The 18,814-nt window shown below is 69.2% G+C and carries 13 protein-coding genes; 7 read left to right on the top strand and 6 right to left on the bottom strand.

Features of this window, described 5'->3' with window-relative positions; genetic code table 11:
* The first annotated feature begins 28 nt into the window (after window positions 1-28).
* Window positions 29-292, top strand: a complete 264-nt coding sequence (locus tag MBA17_RS15255) for an acyl carrier protein (RefSeq protein WP_238497102.1) — start codon at window positions 29-31, stop codon at window positions 290-292.
* On the opposite strand, the gene MBA17_RS15250 is transcribed toward MBA17_RS15255, so the two are convergent.
* Window positions 261-1,832, bottom strand: a complete 1,572-nt coding sequence (locus tag MBA17_RS15250) for a condensation domain-containing protein (protein ID WP_238497101.1) — start codon at window positions 1,830-1,832, stop codon at window positions 261-263. The genes MBA17_RS15255 and MBA17_RS15250 overlap by 32 nt on opposite strands.
* A gap of 537 nt (window positions 1,833-2,369) precedes the next feature.
* On the opposite strand from MBA17_RS15250, the gene MBA17_RS15245 reads away from it, so the two are divergent.
* Window positions 2,370-4,538, top strand: coding sequence for a peptidase domain-containing ABC transporter (locus tag MBA17_RS15245; protein WP_238497100.1), 2,169 nt, complete (start codon window positions 2,370-2,372; stop codon window positions 4,536-4,538).
* On the opposite strand, the gene MBA17_RS15240 is transcribed toward MBA17_RS15245, so the two are convergent.
* Window positions 4,507-5,202, bottom strand: coding sequence for an LmbU family transcriptional regulator (locus MBA17_RS15240; RefSeq protein ID WP_238497099.1), 696 nt, complete (start codon window positions 5,200-5,202; stop codon window positions 4,507-4,509). The two genes, MBA17_RS15245 and MBA17_RS15240, sit on opposite strands and share 32 nt — an antisense overlap.
* Window positions 5,203-5,377: 175 nt before the next feature.
* On the opposite strand from MBA17_RS15240, the gene MBA17_RS15235 reads away from it, so the two are divergent.
* Both MBA17_RS15235 and MBA17_RS15230 read left to right on the top strand, forming a co-directional pair.
* Window positions 5,378-6,505 (top strand): acyl-CoA dehydrogenase family protein, encoded by a 1,128-nt coding sequence (locus tag MBA17_RS15235; protein ID WP_238497098.1) that lies wholly within the window; start codon window positions 5,378-5,380, stop codon window positions 6,503-6,505.
* Complete coding sequence (locus MBA17_RS15230; RefSeq protein WP_238497097.1) at window positions 6,502-7,971, top strand: amino acid adenylation domain-containing protein; 1,470 nt, start codon at window positions 6,502-6,504, stop codon at window positions 7,969-7,971. Before MBA17_RS15235 ends, MBA17_RS15230 begins: the two co-directional genes overlap by 4 nt.
* Before the next feature lie 49 nt (window positions 7,972-8,020).
* Here the strand turns inward: MBA17_RS15230 and MBA17_RS15225 are convergent, their stop codons facing one another.
* On the bottom strand, window positions 8,021-9,412 hold the full coding sequence (locus MBA17_RS15225; protein WP_238497096.1) for a class I adenylate-forming enzyme family protein: 1,392 nt from the start codon (window positions 9,410-9,412) through the stop codon (window positions 8,021-8,023).
* A gap of 79 nt (window positions 9,413-9,491) precedes the next feature.
* On the opposite strand from MBA17_RS15225, the gene MBA17_RS15220 reads away from it, so the two are divergent.
* The 3 genes from MBA17_RS15220 to MBA17_RS15210 all read left to right on the top strand — a co-directional run bounded on the left by MBA17_RS15220 (window position 9,492) and on the right by MBA17_RS15210 (window position 13,366).
* Complete coding sequence (locus tag MBA17_RS15220; RefSeq protein ID WP_238497095.1) at window positions 9,492-9,974, top strand: phosphopantetheine-binding protein; 483 nt, start codon at window positions 9,492-9,494, stop codon at window positions 9,972-9,974.
* Window positions 9,975-9,976: 2 nt separating this feature from the next.
* The gene (locus MBA17_RS15215) at window positions 9,977-11,317 is read left to right on the top strand and encodes an AMP-binding protein (protein ID WP_238497094.1); all 1,341 of its coding nucleotides are present in this window, start codon (window positions 9,977-9,979) and stop codon (window positions 11,315-11,317) included.
* A 711-nt stretch (window positions 11,318-12,028) separates the two neighbouring features.
* Window positions 12,029-13,366, top strand: a complete 1,338-nt coding sequence (locus tag MBA17_RS15210) for a hypothetical protein (protein ID WP_238497093.1) — start codon at window positions 12,029-12,031, stop codon at window positions 13,364-13,366.
* Window positions 13,367-13,821: 455 nt separating this feature from the next.
* Here MBA17_RS15210 and MBA17_RS15205 read toward each other — a convergent pair whose 3' ends face one another.
* From MBA17_RS15205 to MBA17_RS15195, 3 genes are all read right to left on the bottom strand, one after another.
* Window positions 13,822-14,511: a TetR/AcrR family transcriptional regulator gene (locus MBA17_RS15205; protein ID WP_238497092.1), complete on the bottom strand. Its 690-nt coding sequence runs from the start codon at window positions 14,509-14,511 to the stop codon at window positions 13,822-13,824.
* Window positions 14,512-15,518: 1,007 nt separating this feature from the next.
* Complete coding sequence (locus MBA17_RS15200; protein WP_238497175.1) at window positions 15,519-17,099, bottom strand: outer membrane protein assembly factor BamB family protein; 1,581 nt, start codon at window positions 17,097-17,099, stop codon at window positions 15,519-15,521.
* Window positions 17,100-17,764: 665 nt separating this feature from the next.
* The gene (locus MBA17_RS15195; protein ID WP_238497091.1) at window positions 17,765-18,523 is read right to left on the bottom strand and encodes a tyrosine-type recombinase/integrase; all 759 of its coding nucleotides are present in this window, start codon (window positions 18,521-18,523) and stop codon (window positions 17,765-17,767) included.
* Between the last annotated feature and the right edge of the window lie 291 nt (window positions 18,524-18,814).

The following is an 18,814-nucleotide window of genomic DNA, read 5'->3' as shown; positions in this document are numbered from 1 at the left end:
TCAACGCTGTTCTCGTCAAGGAGTGGAAATGAACAACGACGATGTCGTAAACGCCCTTCGCACCTTCCTGGTGGAGGAAATCCTCGAGGATCAGGGGGCCGAGTTGGCCGCCGATACTCCGCTTCTCGAATGGGGCGTCCTCACCTCGCTGTCCACCATACGACTGGTCAGTTTCATCGCTCAGCGATTCGGCGTCGCCGTACCGACGGAAAACGTGGTCGGCGCCAATTTCCGGGACCTGGCGAGTATCGCCCGGCTGGTCACCGCATTGCGGGCGGAATCGGCCGCCTGACGCCCGCGTGTCCCGCCGGCGGGACGTCGACGCGCACCTTCGGCGGGAGGACGAAGCGCTGTACGGCGGCGCGCTCGGCGCAGTGGGCCTCCAGCTCACCCGGCTCGACCCGGCCGCGCGTGCGAACCACCGCCTCGACCCGGGCGGTGTCGCTCACCTCCACCCGCGCCGCCGCCACGAGGGGGTGGGCCAGCAGCAGTTCTCTCGTCGCGCGGAGGTCGGCGAACACGGCCTCGGTCTGGCCGACCCGGGTGAGGCCCTGCGGATTCTCCCCCGCCGAGCACTGGGCGTCGGCGTCGTCGATCCGCTGGGCCAGCCGCCGCATGATGGACGCGGTCGCGGCTGGGGAGAAGCGGCTTCTGCCGAAGGCGATGCCGATCGAGACTCTGTCGGCCGCGTCCTCGATGTGCAGCGAGACGCCGAGCGAACTCGAGACCGGCGGGTCGTAGGCGCCGGGGGTGAGCTCGACGTCCAGGGACGGTGAGAGGTCGCGGTAGCCCTTGCCGTGCCGGAGGTTTGCCGCCACCGTGACGCTCGGCTCGATGTCCCACCGGCCGGCCAGTTCCCGGCCGGCGCCCGCGAGCGTGTCGCGGTCGACGTAGGCGTGGCGCAGCGCGTCCATCAGCGTCCTGCGCACCTGGACCGGAGTGCTTTCGCCCGTCCTGACCACGGTCATCGGCAGCACGAGGGTGAACATCCCGACGACGTCGCCGTCCGCGGCGCCCCTAGTGTCCACCGGGACGTTGATGGTGAGACGGTCCTGGGGCGTGAAGTCGAGCAGCGTCGCGACCACGGCGGCCAGCAGCCACTGGAAGCGCGTGCAGCGCTGCTTGCGGCAGTCCCGCGTGATCTTCATCAGCGTACGGCCGGACACTTTGAGCGCCTGGTACTCACACCCCTCCTCCGCCGCGTCGGGCGGCGAGATGTGACTGGACTGGTAGACGGGCGACGAGGAGGTGATACTCCGCCGCCAGTACGCACGGTTGGCGGCTGCCGCGGGGGCGCCCAGCGCGGCACGCTGGGCGCGGGCGGCGGCGAGAAGACTGGGCGGCCGCGTGCCGGTCGACTTCGCGTAGTGCCGCCACAGCTGCGCCACCAGCAGGTCACGGCCGAGGCCGTCGATCACCAGGTGGGGGAAGACCGCCAGGAAGGCGTGCAAGGTCGGCGAGTTGCGCAGCAGGACGAACGCGAAGGGCTGGTCGCGCGCCGGATCCCAGGCGCTCAGCAGCAGCTTTCTGTTGAGTCCGCGCGCGTACCGGTCGAACTGCTCCGCGGAGTTGCTGCGGACGTCCTGGCACCGCACCAGTTCCACGTCCGACGGCTCAAGCGTTCGCTGCCGCAGCCGCCCGCCGGGTCCCTCGTCGATGACGACGCGCAGCGCCTCGTTGTCCCGCACGACCGTGTCGAGGGCTTCGACGAAAGCGCTAGGGTCGAACGCGCCGCGCAGCCGATAGTTGAAGTACACGGGCGTGCGCACCTGCGGGTTCTCCCGGTCGGCGTGATAAATCTGCTCCTGCGCGAACGTCAGCGGCGCATTCATGTCTGCCTCCGTCTGTTTTGGGCCGAGGTTTTTCGGCGGAAATTTTGGCCGAGGTTTGGACTGAGAAAGACCGGTCACTTCCCCGCGGATTCACACGATATTGCCATTGACGAATTTTGTTCCTAAGCTGTCCCGGGAAATCGACACCGCAGGGAGGTGATTTTAAATGTTCGAATCAATCGACATCCGTGCGCTGCCGGACGAGGAGCTCGACGACATGGTCGGCGGCTCCGAGGTGAGCATCATCGCCGCCAAGCACAGCTAGTCGCGATGGCGGTGTGTTACTCCGCGGTGGGGGGGGCGCCCGCGCCCCGCCCCCCCGTTTGCAGCAGGGGGGGGTGGGTCGCCCGCCGGGGGGGGGGGGGGGGGGCCCCCCGGGGCGCCGCCCCCCCCCCCCCCCCCCCCCCGCTTTTCCATCGAGTCGAGATAGGGACCGTTATGAACGGAGTGGACGACGAGCTCTCCGGGGCGGATATCGCCGGTCGATTTCGCCGGCAGGCCCTCGCGCAGCGCGGAAATGCGCGTGAATTCGGCACCGTGCTTGACCGTGCTTTCGCGCTGCCCGCGCTGAGCGGCAGGTTTCGCCTACCCCTGCAAAGATTCCGCCGCCCGCGGGTCCCCGTGCGCCATCAGGCGCAGCGCAGCGACTGCGGTGCCGCTGCCCTGTCCATGACGCTGGCCTACCACGGCATCGACGTCGACGTGGCCGAGTTGCGGCGCGCGACGAACACCGGCCGCGACGGCGTGTCCGCCCGATCCCTTCTCGAGGTGGGCCGGCGACACGGCATCCAGGGCCGCGGGGTGCGCACGTCGCTACAGGCGCTCGAAGGGCTGCCGCCCGGCACGATCCTGTTCTGGCGATTCCAGCACTTCGTCGTCCTGGAACGGGCGGGCGGCGGATACGTCGACATCGTCGATCCCGCACTGGGCCGCAGGCGGATCACCACGCAGGCGGCCGGCGAGGCCTTCACCGGGGTGGCCCTCGAATTCCAGCCGCCGTTGGCGCGGGGCGGCGCGCGCGTGCGTTCCCAGTCGCGCAGCCCTTGGCGTTATCTGACCTTCTTCCTGCCGCGTAACCGGGCCTGGGTGCCGCTGGCGATGGCCTCGACGCTGCTGCTGGCGTTCAATCTGGTCATTCCCGTGGCCACCGCGTTGTTCGTGGAGTACGTGCGGCCGGGGGCCGATGCCGTCGAGCCCTGGGCGGTCGCCGCGGTGGCGCTGGCCGTACTCGGCTTGTTCGCCGCCCTGCAGCTCATCCGCTCCATGTCGGTGCTGGCGCTGCAGGTGATCGCCGACAAGCGGGTCACCATCGGGACGCTGTGGCACCTGCTGTCGCTCCCCTTCGACTTCCACACCAGCCGGAGCCCGGGCGACCTGGCGCTGCGCGTGCGGACGAGCGCCAGCGTGCAGCGCGTACTGACCGACTCCACGCTCGCGGCCGTCTTCGACGGCATCCTCATCCTCGTCTACATGGCGTTGCTGCTGATCTCCGATGTGTTCCTGGCCTCGCTCGTGATCGCGTTGGCCATCATGCAGGTCAGCATCCTGCTGTTCGGCTGGCGCAAGCAGGAGCGCCTCACGGCGGACATGCTGGAGATGCACTCCCAGTCGCAGAGCGAACTGGTGGAGATGCTCGACGGCATGCCGACGCTGAAGGCGGCGGGCGCGGAGACCGTGGCCGGTGAGCGATGGACGCATTCGCTGGCCGAGGAGATCAACGCCCAGGTCCGCAGCAGGCGGCACCTCCAGCTATGGGGCACCGCGAGCCGGACACTGCAGTTCGCCGCCCCCATCATCGTGCTCATCCTCGGCGCGTTCCTGGTCATGTACGGCACGCTGCCGGTGGGCACGGCGCTCGGCTTCGCCACGCTGGCGATGGGACTGTTCGTGCCCGTCTCGAACCTCGTCACCGCCGGGCTGCAGGTGTCGGGGCTCGGCGCCTCCCTCGCCCGGCTGCGCGACATCCTGGAGACCGAGCCGGAGGGCGGCGACCGGCGTCTGCAGGTCGTCGAGCAGGTACGCGGGGAACTCGAAGTGCGTGACGTGTCGTTCAGCTACGCCGGCGGGCACACCGTGCTCGACGGAGTCAGCTTCTCCGTCAGGCCGGGCAGCTTCGTCGCGCTCCTCGGCCCTTCCGGCAGCGGCAAGTCCACCCTGGCGTTGCTGCTCGCCGGGCTGCATCTCCCATCGCGCGGGCAGGTGCTGATCGACGGCCTGGACACCGCGAGCATCGACCGGGCCTCGCTGCGCCGCCAGATCAGCTTCGTCAACCAGGACGCCCGGCTGTTCGCCGGTTCCATCGCCGAGAACATCTCGTGGAGCCGGGCCGACGCCTCCGACCAGGACATCAGGGCCGCCGCCGAGCTGGCGGGGATCTCCGCCGAGATCGAGGCGATGCCGATGAAGTATCAGACGCTGCTCGGCCCGGGAGGCTCGGGCATCTCGGGCGGCCAGCGCCAGCGGATCTCGCTGGCGCGGGCGCTGCTGCGCGAACCCAAGTTGTTGATCCTCGACGAGGCGACCAGCGGGCTGGATCCCGAGCTGGAAATGCGGATCTTCCGGAGGCTGCTGGCCCTGGACCTGACGCTCGTCGTCATCGCCCATCGGCTCACGGTGGCCGAGGAGGCCGACGAGGTCATCCGCTTCGGCGCCGGCCGGGTGATCAGCGAGAGCGTCACTCCGCGAGCTGATCGGGCGAGCGGGTGAACGAGATCGACCGCGCCGCCGCCGAGTCGAGCACCGCCGTGATCCACGCGTCCATCGGCTGGTTGGCCGACACGGCCGCGCTCTTCCACACCTGCTCCTTCTCCACGGGCACCTTCAGCACGATGGAGAAGGTGGGCAGCGCCTCCTTCCCCTGCGCTCCGCGCGCCGACCGCAGCTCGCCGCGAAGCCGATTGCGCGACCAGTTGCCCTGCTCGGCCCGATCCAGCCACAGGTCCTGCTCGTGCGGCGGCAGCGAGGCGACCTCGGCGTGGTGCTGGAAACTCAGCTTGTCGCGCCTCCGGCTGATGGGTATTCTCCGCGCCACCCATGCATAATTGCGAAGGGTCTGGTATTCGAGAGATGTTTTCTCGATCGCTTTCTTGTAGCGTCCAGGAAAGGACTCCTCGCCGAACACCAGCCAGTCGCCGAGCCACCAGACAGAAGACTCCGCGATGAGGTTGATCTGTTTTCCGAGCGCCTGCCAGGCGTCGAACGGGAATCTCTCCGGAAGAGTCAGTCCGAGGCGGCGCGGCTTCGCCCGGGCATCCAGGCCGAGTCCCGTCTGCATCGAGTTCGGCCGGACCTGCGGCCGCGGGCCGTCCTCCCTGACGGCCTGCGCCGCCGCGATCTGCCCGTTCACCTGCCGGAACCTGTCCGATGACATCGTGACCTTCCTTTCCCGGATCGCCCCCGAAAGAGCAGGTGGTGAGTATCGGGTCACGACACACCCCCGGCGTGACCGTGCGGCCGACGCTAGGAAACCCGCCTTTCGATCCGCTTAATTACCGCTGTTGTCCCGCCGGCGGGACAATTTCAGATCGTTTCCAGAAAGGTATGGCGTGGATTTCACCTGGCCCGCGGAGACAGCAGAGACATTCGCCCGCATAGCGACCGCCACCCGGAGTTGGCCAGCCGACGAAACACTCTCACCCGGCCGCGAGCGATGGCGGGCATGTGGGGAACTCGGTCTGCTCGGCCTGTCCGTTCCGCAGAAGTACGGCGGACAGGGTCACGGCTTCGTCACCACCGCACGCGCCGCCGAGGCGTTCGGCCTGGGCTACCCGGATTTCGGGCTGGTCTTCTCGGCCATGGCGCACCTGCTGGCGTGTGCCATGCCCATCGCCGAGTACGCCGACCCCGCCGTATGTGAGCACGTCCTGCCCAAGCTCTGCTCGGGGCGATGGCGAGGAGCCAACGCGATCACCGAGGACACCGCGGGCTCCGACGCCACCGCCGTGCGGACCTCGGCCGTGCGTGACGGTGACGGGTACCGGATCAGCGGGACGAAGACGTTCGTCAGCAACGGCCCCGACGCCGACGTGTTCGTGGTCTATGCGCGCACCGACCCGGCGCTCGGCCATCTGGGGCTCACCGCGTTCGTCGTGGAACGCGGCGTCGAGGGGCTCACGGTGGGCGAGCCGTTCGGCAAGCTCGGGTTGGAGAGCTGCCCGGCGAGCAGCCTGACCCTGGCGGACTGCTGGGTGCCGGGCCGGGCCCGCCTGGGCCGCGAAGGCCAGGGCGCGGCCGTGTTCCAGGGCTCCATGCGCTGGGAGCGCACCTGCCTGTTCGCCGCCTACCTCGGGCAGCTGACCCGAGTGCTCGACCGGTGTGTACGGCACGCCAGGCAGCGCAGGCAGTTCGGCAGGCGGATCGGCGCCAACCAGGCTGTGTCCCACCGCCTGGCGGAGCTGCACCTGCGCCTGGAGGCGGCCAGGCTGCTGCTGTATCGCGCGTGCTGGCGGCTGGACCAAGGCGAGCAGGCCACGTCGGAGGTCGCCATGGCGAAGCTGGCCGTCAGCCAGAGCGCGGTGGAGATCACGCTGGCCGCCGTACACCTGTTCGGCGGCGAGGGCGTGCGCTGTGACGGCGGGATCGAACGCGAGCTGAGGAACGCGGTCCCCAGCACGATCTTCTCGGGCACCTCCGAGATGCAGCTTGAGCAGATCGCGGCGGGACTCGGGCTGTGAGACGACTCTCCGACCTCGTACGCGCCGGCGCGCGGCGCATGCCCGGCGCACTCGCGGTCCGCGCACCGGACGGCGACCTCACCTACGGCGAGCTCGACGGGCTGGCCGACCAGATCGGCCGCGCGCTGGCGGCGCGCGGGGTGCGCGGCGGCGACCGGGTGGCGATCTGGCTGGACAAATCCGCGCGGATGGTCGCCACGATGCAGGGCGTGCTACGGCTGGGCGCGGCCTACGTGCCGATCGACCCGCTCGGACCGGCGGCCCGCGCGGCCGCGGTGATCGCCGACTGCGCGCCGCGGGTGCTGGTCACCACCCCGGCCAGGGCGCAGGCCCTTCCCTCCGTCGAGTGCCTCACCGACTGGACCGAGGTGACCGGGTGCTCGGCCGCCCCGCTTCCCGAGCCCGGCGGCGGGCCCGACGACCTGGCGTACATCCTCTACACCTCCGGCTCCACCGGCGTGCCGAAGGGGGTGTGCCTGTCGCACGCCAACGCGCTCGCCTTCGTCGAGTGGGCCGCGAGGGAACTCGGCGCCGGCCGCGACGACCGGTTCGCCAACCACGCTCCGCCGCAGTTCGACCTGTCCGTCCTCGATCTGTACGCCGCGTTCCGGGCCGGCGCCTCGGTGCATCTGGTGCCGCACGAGCACGCCTACGCCCCCGACCGGCTGGTGGCCTTCCTCCGCGAGCAATCCATCACCATCTGGTACTCCGTGCCGTCGGCGCTGATGATGATGGTGCGCGCCGGCGGATTGCTCGACGCCCGGCCGCCGCGGCTGCGCGCGGTGCTGTTCGCCGGCGAGCCCTACCCCGTGGCGCACCTGCGGCACCTGCGCAACCACTGGCCGGACGTGCGTTTCCTCAATCTGTACGGCCCGACGGAGACGAACGTCTGCACGTTCCACGAAGTGCCGATCCTGCCCGAGGACGGCACCGATCCCGTTCCCATCGGGCGGGCGTGCTCCGGTGACGAGGTGTGGCCCGAGCGCGACGACGGCAGCCGGGCGCGGGTGGGCGAGGAAGGCGAGCTCGTGGTGGCGGGGCCGACCGTGATGCTCGGTTACTGGGGACATCCGCCGCAGGGCGGCCTGCCGTACCGGACGGGAGACCGGGTCGTGCTGGGCGGCGACGGCGATCTGCGCTATCTCGGGCGTAAGGACGGGATGGTGAAGGTGCGCGGTCACCGGATCGAGCTCGGCGAGATCGAGGAGGTCCTGCACACCCATCCCGCCGTCGCCGAGGCGGCCGCGGTGGTGGCGGGCGACGGGCTCGCCGCCCGGCTGGTCGCGTGGATCGTGCCGAACGGCGAGCGGGTGCCCGGCCTGCTCGAGGTCAAGCGGCACTGCGCCGCGTCCCTGCCGAGATACATGATCGTGGACACCGTACGGGAACTGGACCGGATCCCCAGGACGGCGACGGGCAAGGTGGACAGGCAGCGCCTCGCCGCGCTGGAGACCCGCAACGGGTGAGCGGGTCCACGAACCTTTCGCCCGGCCCAAGAGGCTCCTGGACACCCCGCTAGTGGCGCAGCGCCGACCTGTCGATCTTTCCCGTGGAGCCGCGTGGCAGGTCGTCCAGGACGTGGCACGCGTCGGGGAGCTTCTGCGGGCCCAGCCGCGCCTCCAGCTCACGCAGGATGTCGGCGGAGCCGAGAGATCCGACGGCGTAGAGGATCGTCTTGCCGCCGTCGGCCGGAGGCACCAGCGCCGCGTCCCGCACGCCGGGGATCTCGAACACGGCCGCCTCGATCTCCGCGACGCTGGCGCGGACACCCTTGATCTTGAATATCTGGTCTTTCCTGCCCTGGAAGTAAAGGTGGCCGGATTCGTCGAGGCAACCGATGTCGCCGGTCCGCAGAAAGGGCACGCCGGTGTGCGGATCACGGCCGAACGTGCGTGCGGTGAGCTCGGGCGCCCTCCAGTAACCGGCCATCACGTGCGGACCGCAGACGACGATCTGGCCGCTCTCCCCCGCTTTCACCGGCCTTTCCCGCTCGTCCAGAATCGTGACCGACGTGCCGGTGAGCGGCCTGCCGACCGACAGCGGACTGCCGATATGTCCGTCGGGTTCGAGAATCGACACGCGCTTGCATTCAGTGAGCCCGAACATGAGCTGCACGGCCGCCCCAGAGAATGTCTCCTTCAACGCGCTGATCGTCGAAAGCGGAAGGTGTTCGCCGGTGTTGGTGAACAGCCGGACATGGGCGATGGGCGAACCGCGGCCCGCCAGACGCGCGAGCATTCCGGCCAGACCGGGCACCACGGGGACAATGGTCGCCTCATGGCGTTGAATCTCCACGGCGAGGCGTGCGTCGTCGCGCGGGTCGGCCAGGACCAGCGTCGCCCCGGAAAGCGCGGCGAGAAGGATCTGATAGAGGCCGTAGTCGAAATTCAGCGGCAGCCGGCAGAACACGGTGTCGTCGTTCCGGTAGCGCAGTCGCTCCTGGACGGCGCGGGCGGCGAACAGGATCCGCTCGTGCGGCGCGACCACGGCCTTGGGCTCCGCCGTACTGCCCGAGGTGTAGAAGAGGATGAGCGGGTCGGACTCCGGGTGCCTTGGGAAGCTGAGATCCCGCTCGGCGATCGCCGGCCACGCCGCGTCGAAGTCGACGGTCAGGGCGGGCTCGGCGTCACGCGTTATCTGGGCGCCTTGATAGGGCTTGAGCGTCTCACTTGTGGGGACGAAAATCGCGCCCACCCGCGAGCATCCGTACAAAGCCGCCAGGAAGCGTTTGTCGGAAATCGCCCTCACCATAATGCGGTCACCGCGGCGCACGCCTCGCGCGGACAACCAGGCGGCGAACGCCAGGCTGTTGCGCCGCAGCTCCGAATAAGTCCACGAGCCCGTACGGTCACGCACCGCCGTACGGCCGGGCAAGGTAATGGAGTCGAGTATGTCATGCACCAGCACGGAACAGAACCACCTTTGCTGATCGAGCCGCGTCGGGCTACCATCCCGGACACGATATCCGGCTGAATTGGGAGTAGAAATGACACCAGAGAAAGTGGCGTCCACTCATCCTTACGTGAAAAAGGCGGCGTCATTCATCCATGACGGCGAATTGGCGATCGCCGTGGTGCCCGACCTGTACGCCAGCGCGGTGGAAATCCGCGAGCATCTTTGGCGGGAGCTGAGGGACGACGCCCCCGAACTTGTGGCCCTGGTCGAGGAGTTGCCCGACGACGCGGGACTGTTGAGCGAGCGGGTGGCCGCGCTCGACCCCGGCGAGCTGTCCCGCTACGTCGAAGCCGCGGGAGATGTGGAACGGCGACTCCAGGGCATCGTCGCCGAAGTGCTCGAAGCCGAGCGCGTCGGCGTGCTGGACGACCTCATCGACCTGGGCGCGGACTCGCTGACGGTGGTGCGGATGAGCACGCTCATCTCCGAGCGGCTCGGGGCGGAGATCTCGCTGGAGGCGGTCTTCGACGCCTCGACGATCCGCGCCCTCGCGCGCCTGGTGGAGCACCAGTAGTCGTGTTCCTGGCCCACGGCGCACGAGCCGACCCCGCGCTCGTCCTCCCCGGCGGCGACGACATCCGCTACGGCGACCTGCCGCGAGCCATGGTCCGATGGAGCCGTCTGGCCGGCGAACTTCCGCGCAAGGGACTCGTGGCGCTCTTCGCCGACCTCTCCCCGGACACGGTCCTGTGCTACCTGGCCTGTCTGGAGGCGGGCCACGCCGTCCTGCTCGCCGATCCCGCCCTGTCGGAGCGGGCGGTCGCGCGCCTCCTGGCGGCCTACGAGCCGGAGCTGGTCGTGCGAGCCCCCGGCGTACCACCCGAGGGGTATGAGGCGCGGCAGGACACCACGGTGTGGCGGCGCACGTCGCCGGCCGAGCATCACCTCCACGACGATCTCGCTCTGCTCATGATGACCTCGGGCACCACCGGACGCCCGCGCGCCGTCCGCCTGTCGAGGATCAACGTGTCCGGCAACGCCCGCGACATCGTGCGCGCCCTGGGCATGGACGCCGCGGACCGGGCGGTCACGTCGCTGCCGCTCCACTACTGCTACGGCCTGTCGGTGCTCAACAGCCACCTGTCCTGCGGGGCCGCGGTCGTGCTGACCGACGCCTCCCCCACCGGCAGGAGGTTCCTGCGGCTGATGGCCGCCGAAGGCGTGACCGCGATGGCCGGGGTGCCGCTCACCTACAGGGCGCTGTGGCCCGTTCTGCGCAGGGAATGGCCGGCGTCGCTGCGTTCGCTCACCCAGGCGGGCGGGGCCCTGCCCACAGCCGCCGACTACGCACGGCTCGCGTCCGCGCGCGGGGCCCGCTTCTCGGTCATGTACGGCCAGACCGAGGCGACGGCCAGGATGTCGGTCCTCGACACCGCGGCGCACCCGGACGCGATCGGTTCCGTCGGCCGGGCCATCCCCGGCGGCCGGTTCCGCATCGAGGACACCGGCGAGATCGTCTACGAGGGACCGAACGTCATGCTCGGCTATGCCGACACCCGCGAGGATCTCGCACGGGGAGACCGGCTGCACGGCGTGCTGCGCACGGGCGACGTCGGAACGCTCCGCGACGGCTTCCTCTACCTGGACGGCAGGCTCAAGCGCATCGTGAAGGTGGCGGGCAGGCGGATCAACCTGGATGAGGTCGAGTCCGCCCTGGCCGGTATCGGCGAGGTCGCCGTCGTAGGGTCGCCGGAGGGGATGACCGCCTACTGCCTGGCGGACGAGGCCCGGGTGCGCCGGCACGCGGCCACGATCTGCGCCGGCTTAGGGATTCCGCCCGCCTACCTGCGCATTCAGCTGACCGGAAGCCTGCCGTACACGTCCACAGGAAAGATCGACTACCAGCGCTTCGGCTGACGAACCTCCGGCCGATCTCGGCCGGTGCATCGCCGAACTGGACGCGGCCGGATGACCGAGGCGCCCCGCCGTCGGGCTACTCGTGGCCGACGTATGAAGTGCCCTGAGGCAGCCCCGCGGTGGAGCCTCGCTCAGCCCCGGAGAGATTCGCTCAACCGAATCGTGATCCCATGTCAGGTGTTCGCCTGACATGTTCGCCTTCCCACTGTCTGTAAGCTCGCAACCGGCTGCTGTGCGGGCGCAGCCGTAAAGGCATGCCCGCCCAATGCCCCGGCGGACGGTACGAAGGGCTCGGGCGGCATCCGTTCGACATCGTCGGCGCCGCCCCCGAGCACGGTTTCCGTTCGTTTCCCGCGCGGTTTCGATCGCTTGGAGAACGGCTCGCGCACGTGGGTTCGCCAACAATCGCTGGTCTGTTCTGAGAGGTCGCCGATGTCCCACCCATTCCCGCCACCCCCCGGACCGGTGCCCGGCAGACAGCCGCACGGACCGGTGCCCGGCAGGCACGCGCACGGACCGGTCCCCGGCGGACAGCCGCACGGACCGGTCCCCGGCGGGCAGCCGCACGGACCCGGTGCGCCCGGAACGCCGGGCTGGAATCCGGGTGGCTATCCACCGGGGGGGCCGGCAGCGGGCGGCCCCGGCGGACACCGGCTCCCTCCCCGGCGCGGCAGCGGCGGCGGGAAAGGGCCGCTGATCATCATCATCGTCGTGCTCGCCGTCGTCCTGATCGGCGGAGTCGCACTGGTCGGGGGCTGGATGCTCCTCAACAGGGGCGAGCGCGAAACCGGACCGCCCCTGGGTTCCCCCGACGACCGGCGTTCTTCGGCCCGGTCGGCGTCACCGACCGCCGACGCGGTGCGGCGGACCGAGGCGGTCAAACTGCGGCCGATCAGCGGCGACCAACTCTGCGCCGCCATTCCGGAAGACCTCCGCAAGAGCCTGGTCACCGATGGCAAGTACGGCGGGAAGAATGCGTCCACCGGAGCCGCCACCGAACTCGAGAAGCGCGCGGGCTGCCAGTGGGACAACAACAAGATGGACGTCGGCGGCGGCACCATCGGCTATCGCATTCTGAGTATCTCGGTGGCGGCCCGCGGCACCGAAAGCCAGAACGCGGTCGAGTACGCCAAGACGCAGTTCGACAGCAACAAGGAGGGACACGAGCGGCGGGTCAACGTCCGGGACGGCAAGCGGATCGACGGCAAGACCTCCGGCTCGACGTTCGGCGATCTCAAGGAACTGAAGTTCGGCGACGCGTCGTACAGCCAGAGCTCGATCCAGCGCAGCGGCCTCAAGGCGACTGTGTTCGCCCGGCAGGGCCCCTGGCTGATCGAGGTCATGTACGGCGGCGACAACCGGACCGGGGACAAGTACCCCTCCGGCGACGAGGTGCGGGCCGGGGCCGACAAGGTCGCCGAGCGAATCACCGCGGAGATGGCCAAGGACGCCGGCGAGACGAAACTCGACGGGCCCTGCGCGATCCTCAGCCCCAAGGACATCGAGTCGGCGTTCTTCCCCACCGCCGAGGGACCATCCGTAAGCGGTAACGACGGCAACATAGAGCAGACCGGCTGCACCTGGAGGATCAGCGAGGCGGTCGAGCACGAGCCCGGCCAGGAGTACACCGCTCGAGGCGGCCAACTGGACGTCCGGGTGGTCGACTGGGGGGGCGGCGGCCTCGGATCGAAGTTCCAGTTCGATCGCGATGCGAAGAAGTACGACCGCTACCGCGCCCAGGGCGGCATCGGCGACGACAACATCCACACCGACTACCAGCCCCGCCAGGAGCTCTCCGGACTCGGCGAGAAGGCGTTCGCCGTGATCTCCTCCACCACCAGGCCGGATGAGCCGGAGAAGGATCCCAGGCAGGAGGTCCTGATCAAGGTCCTGACCGGCGACCGGACCATCGAGTTCACCTTCCGGGGGACGACGACCGGCGGCGGCCTCGTCGCCGCCGACGGCTACCAGAAGCCGGTCTTCGAGTCCTCCATCGCGCAACCGGCCGTGGAGAAGCTGGCCAGAACCTTCCTCGCCGGCCTGAAGTGACGGATGGCGCGGCGGCCCCCGCTGCCCGCACCCGCGGTGCGGGCAGTGGACCGCTCACGCTCGCAGGCGTGGGGGCAGATCAGGTCGTGCGTCCGGTGGCGGCCGGGCCCAGCGGATTCGAGGAGTCGCTCCCCCCGCGCGCGGATCCTCGCCGAATCCGCGGGCACCCGTGACCGCACCGGCCAACGCCAAGACGTGCGTCCCGGGTGAAGGGGGATACCCGCTGCCCCTGCGTAGTGGGTATCCGCGCGGCCAAGCCGCAGCTGATCACCACTCTACGAAGGCAGGGGGCGTGCCGATGTCCGGTGAACGCCTTACAACGAGGTCTCCGTTTGGTCGAGCCGGTTGACGGGAAGGTCAGCTCGCCTGAAGTGAGGGTGTCCTTCGCGCGAGGCGCCGCGTTCGCACCAGGCTGACCGCCGGCACGGCGGCGATCACGAACGCGCCGGTCCCGATCACGACGTAGCAGCCGCGCGGCCCGATTGGGTGGCGAGGATTCCGCCGGTGATGAAGGCGATGAGGCGCTCAAGGTCAGCGGTGCGGGAAGGGTTTTCCCGGGGACCGGGGCTCTGCCGCTGAGGCCATTCCAGTGCGGTGAAAGTTCCGGACTGATGGAGGCTGAGCAGTCCCAGCATGCTGGTGTAGACGAATCGGACGGCGTCCTCGTCAAGGTCGGGCAGGGCGCGGCCCAGCGCGGTGAGATAGCGGCCCTCCACGGGGTCGACCTGGTCGGCGAAGACCTGCCGGACCTTCGGATCGGGTTCGCCGAGCATGCGGCCGATGAAGCGCGCGACATCGGGCCCGCTCTGGCCGTGTCCGTCCAGAAGGCTGGCACCCGGTTCGACGAACGCGCGCACCAGCGCCGCCACCGACGGCGGCTGAGGCTCAGATTCGAACGCGTCCAGCCGGCGACGGCGTTCGCCGTTGATGGCCTGCATCGTCCGATCGATGACAGCGCGCAGCAAGCCGTCCTTGGATCCGAAGTGGTAGTTGACCGCAGCGATGTTGGTCCGGGCCGCTTCGGTCAGCATCCGCAGCGAAGTCGCCTCGATACCCCTCTCGCCGAACAGCCGCACGGCCGATTCGATCAACCGCTCCCGCGTGGATCCCATCTGCTGCGCAGCGGCGTCGTCGTGCGCGGTCATCACATCTCCCAAGCGTGTCGCGATGGTGTGCCCATGGTAGGGGGAAGGCCGGAATACGCCGGAAAGACACCGCGGGGCCTGAAGGCCGGTCGTTAGGGTGATCGTCGTCGTGTTGGTGGCGGTTTTGGGGGCTTCGGGTGACCTCGGTCGATCGGACGGCATATCCGGGGTTCGCCAGGGTGGTGTCGGCGCGGGAGCTGGCGGAGGCATTCACACCAACTGAGGCCGAGGTCGCGTGGGCTCGTGGCCGAACCCAGGATGAGCACCATCTGCTGGCGCTGGTGATGTGGCTGAAGTCCTACAAGGCTCGGGTACTTCCCGAAGGTCGAGGACGGGTCCGTGCCACCAGGGGGCCAAGGAGCTGTGAGTAAACCGGGGACTCCCGGAGGGCGTGACATAAAGGCGGTTAGCGAGCGACGCGACCTGCGGAAACGTCCCCGCCGTCGTTAACGCGGTGGCGAGCGCCGGACTCATCCCCGAACGCCCAGACCGGAACCCGGAGTCGGGCACCTCAGCCGTCACCCGCTGTGCGGCCAGGACGAAGATGCCGATCTTGCGCCTACAGTCCAGCGGGCTGGTTGCCGACCTGGCGGGGGCGCTGGGCATCGACCAGGTGCTGGAGTTCGGCGCGCTGGACGGCGAGGTCTGCCGGTCGGTGAGTTCGGGCCCAGCCGTGTGCGCGCCGGGGGTTTCGGTGGTCCTCACTGCGGCCGAACGGCGATCGATTCGGCGGAGAGCGTGACCTCGACGGTGATGTGCGGATTGTCCAGCTGCGGGAGCTGAAGCCCGCGCTTGAACTCCTCCGCATCGTCCGGCATCACCTTCGGCTGAACTGTGACCTTGACTTGGCCCTCCGCTCCCGAACGTGTCCCCAGCCGCCAGGTAGCTGATCGCAGGTCCTCAGTCGTTGTCGGTCACTCTGATTTCGGGGGACGTCGTGGGAGCGGAGGTCCTCGGCTTGGTGGCGAGGGGAGCAGCTAGGGCCCCTTGCTATCGGGATTGCACTATTAGGACGGGACCGTTGACCGAAGTTGCTTGACCACCGCCTGGACAGCCTCGGGCGGGCCGTCCACCCGCACGATGACGCCACCGACCCTGACCAGTGACCCGGCACGGAGTCCGGCGTCCGGCGCCTGGCCAGGGGTTCCGTCGAGCAAGGCGTCAGCGTCCTCTGGGCGCTTGGTGACCCACCTGACTCCGACGGAGACCTCGCCGATGCCCTCGATGTCGCTCGCGTAGCAGGAGGACCTGGCGACCCTGGTGGAGCCGATCACCATCTCGCCCCAGTCGCGCCGGCCGTCGGGCCGCCGTAGGCGCTTGCCCGGCACGGCAGCCACCAGTTTCGCGCAGTCGGGCCAGCTCCGGGGGTCCACACCGCTGAACTCCAGCGGCTCGGCCCCTGGGGTCGAGCTGTAGGCGATCAGCCGGTGCCCGGATGCCTCTTCAGACGCTTTTTGTGATGGGCGGATGGCCACGATCAATCGTCCGTCCACGGCGCCTACCCAGCGGATGGGTCCGAAACCTGGATTGGCGTGAATGGGCAGCGCCCTGGCTGATCCCGTCGCCGGATCGACGACCGTCACCCAGTGTGTCGGTTCGCCGCCTTGGCCGCCCGCCGGAGTCGGCCCGGTGCCGTACAGCCGGCGCCCGTCAGAGATGAGGTTCGACTGCGGTATCGGCAATGCCACGACCTTCGCGGCGCCGGTGTGAGCGTTGACGACAGCCATTCGCGTCTTCTCCGTCCCACTCCCACTCCCGGTGAGCCAGACAATGTGATCTCCTGCGATGACCGGCTCGCAGCGGCGGCATTCGAGCGTCTGTTGTGCCTTGTCGCGGCTGAAGATTGTCGTCCTCCCGGAATCCGACGCAGAGATCACCGCGGCACCTCGCGCCACCGAGATGACATCGGGATAACCGATCAAACCGTGGTCATGGCTCCAGAGCACATCGCCGCTGGCGGGGTCGAGGCCGAGAAAGCCACTCGTGAAGAGGCCCCCCCCACACCTTTCCTCCAGCACGATGACGCTGGCGTCGGTCGCGTGCGGGTAGAGCGCGATCGAGTCGCAGCCCTTGCCGACGTCCGGATCCCCATCCCACAACTCCTCGCCGGTGCGCATGTCGATCCCGGCAAGTACGGGGGTGGCGGGGGAATGACTCTCGCGGACCAGGACACGTCCATGAACGAAGAAGCCGGTGAAGGGCTCGACCTTCTTCTCCCAGAGCAGGCGTCCCGTTGCCGAATCCAGCGCGACGAGCCTCTCCTCCTCGCCTTCCGTACTGAGCAGCACCACACCCGCTGCCAGCCTCGACCAATCGACCTTCCGCCCAGGTTCCCTGTAGTGCCACACGCTCTGCCCGGTGGTCGCGTCGAACCCCTGCACCCCGTCGGTGGTGAACAGCACGAGGCTGCCACCCTCCACCTCGAAGTTCGCACGCTCCCCCTCGACCGTCACCTGCCAGTCCGCGTTGAGTAGCCCAAGGGCAGGCCCGTGACCGCTGACGGCGGTACGCGCCACCTTGCCGACCACATGATCCGTTTCCACCTTCTTCGGAGGATCCTCCTGAGCGCACGCCCCGGCCATCAGCATCACGGCCACTACGAGGGCAAGGATCCGCTTCATGGCGGCGGACGATACCCATCTCCGGTATATCCCGAGTATGTCGGGCCAGGAAGGCGTCAACCACCGCCATCCACTCGACCAGGCGTCCTTCTCCTGTAGGTGGCCCCAGCCGCCAACTAGCGACACAGCCCTGTTCACAGAGGTGCCGAGCTGGGGTTTTGCCTCTCAGCTGTGCGTGTTCTCAAAGTCGTGACCGTCTCCGCTCCCGAGAGCACGATCTTCTCGGAAACCGGTTGACCTGCGCAGATCAGCTTAGTTTGGGGTTAGGGACACGTTCGGGAGGAGGAGGCCGAGATGGCCGACCTCCTCAGGACGCGGCAGATCAGGGCCCGAACCGCGCTACTCGTCGGCGTAAGGCTTGAAGAGCACGTCGCGTTCCATCCACGACTCGTTGAGCAGAAAGCAACGAACCCGGCTCCGACCTACAAGAACGTGGCGCCGCCGCATGCGCCCTTCGAGGGCGTCGAGCTGCCGCACGGCGTCGGCCGCCTCCTGCAGCTGGGCGAGCAGGCCGCGCAGTCCCTGCGGTCGCGGGGGCGCCGGGTGCCGGCCACGATGCGGGCAAGGGCTCCAGCAGCAACCGCATCACCACGCCAGCACTGTAGTGCGCGCCCCCGCGCGAAGGCGCTGGGTCAGAGATCCTCGATATAGCCGGCGGCGATGTCGTCGGGCGGGTTGGTGTACAGGCGCAGGTAGCGGTCATTGGCGTGGCCGAGGCGGCGTTCGAGTTCGGCGCGGTTGTGGCCGGAGGCTTGGGAGAGCTGGAAGGCGAAGGTGTGGCGGGCGTCGTGCGGGCGCAGGGTGCCGAGTTTGCGGTCGGGGTCGTTGGTCTGGGCGTCGTGCAAGCGGCCGATCTCGCCGACGATGGTGTTGATCGAGCGGGGTGACAGGCGGCCGTCGGGGCGGCGGACGGCGATGGAGGCGGCCGACAGGAACAGCGCGGCCGGAATGGTACTGACGGCGGCGGCGCCGGGCCGCTCCTGGTCGAGGTAGTCGGCCAGCGCCTGGCGGGCGTCACGGCCGAGGAACACGGTCCGGCTGGTACGGCCCTTGCCGCGTACGCCGATCAGGCGCGCCTTCTTGGCCTGGCGGAGCCGGTCGGGGTCAGCCGGCTCCAGCTGGTCCAGATCCAGGCCGACCACTTCGGCGCGGCGCAGCCCGGTGCCGAACAGCAGGTAGATGATGGCGCGGTCGCGCAGCGGGCGCGCGTGGGCATGGGCACGCGCGCCGGCGCCGCGGTGACGGCGGCCCTTGAGCTCGTGGAAGGTCTCGATCCGGTCCACGATGTTCTTGACAGTGCGCACCTGGGCGGCGGCCAGCGCGCGCGGCTGCGGGGCGGGTAGCGGCAGCGGGGCCACCTTCTTGGCGTGCCGGTAAGAATCGAGCCACACGGCCCAAAGCGACGCTGCGTAACCGGGAGCTCCCGGGCGGCTTGACATAAAAGCACTTAGCGAGCAACGCGACCTGCGGAAATGCCCGATCCAGCGTTATCGTGCCGCAGAGCGTCGGACTCATCCCCGAACGCCCGGACCGAAATCTGCCCTCGGCGGGTGGCACAGTCGCGCACCGTGACCTGCGGCGACGCCGCTCGTTTGGGCCATGTGACGCGTTTCTTACCACCGGGCCTAATCGCGAAAAATCCAACGGAAATGCCCCTGGCCTGCTCTGATGTGAGGGCGTCG

Origin of the sequence: Dolomitihabitans soli (assembly GCF_022213955.1) — a bacterium.
GTDB lineage: Bacteria > Actinomycetota > Actinomycetes > Streptosporangiales > Streptosporangiaceae > Streptosporangium_A > Streptosporangium_A soli.
Note: the sequence above shows the minus strand (reverse complement) of the source record. Positions and strands in the feature narration are given on the sequence as shown.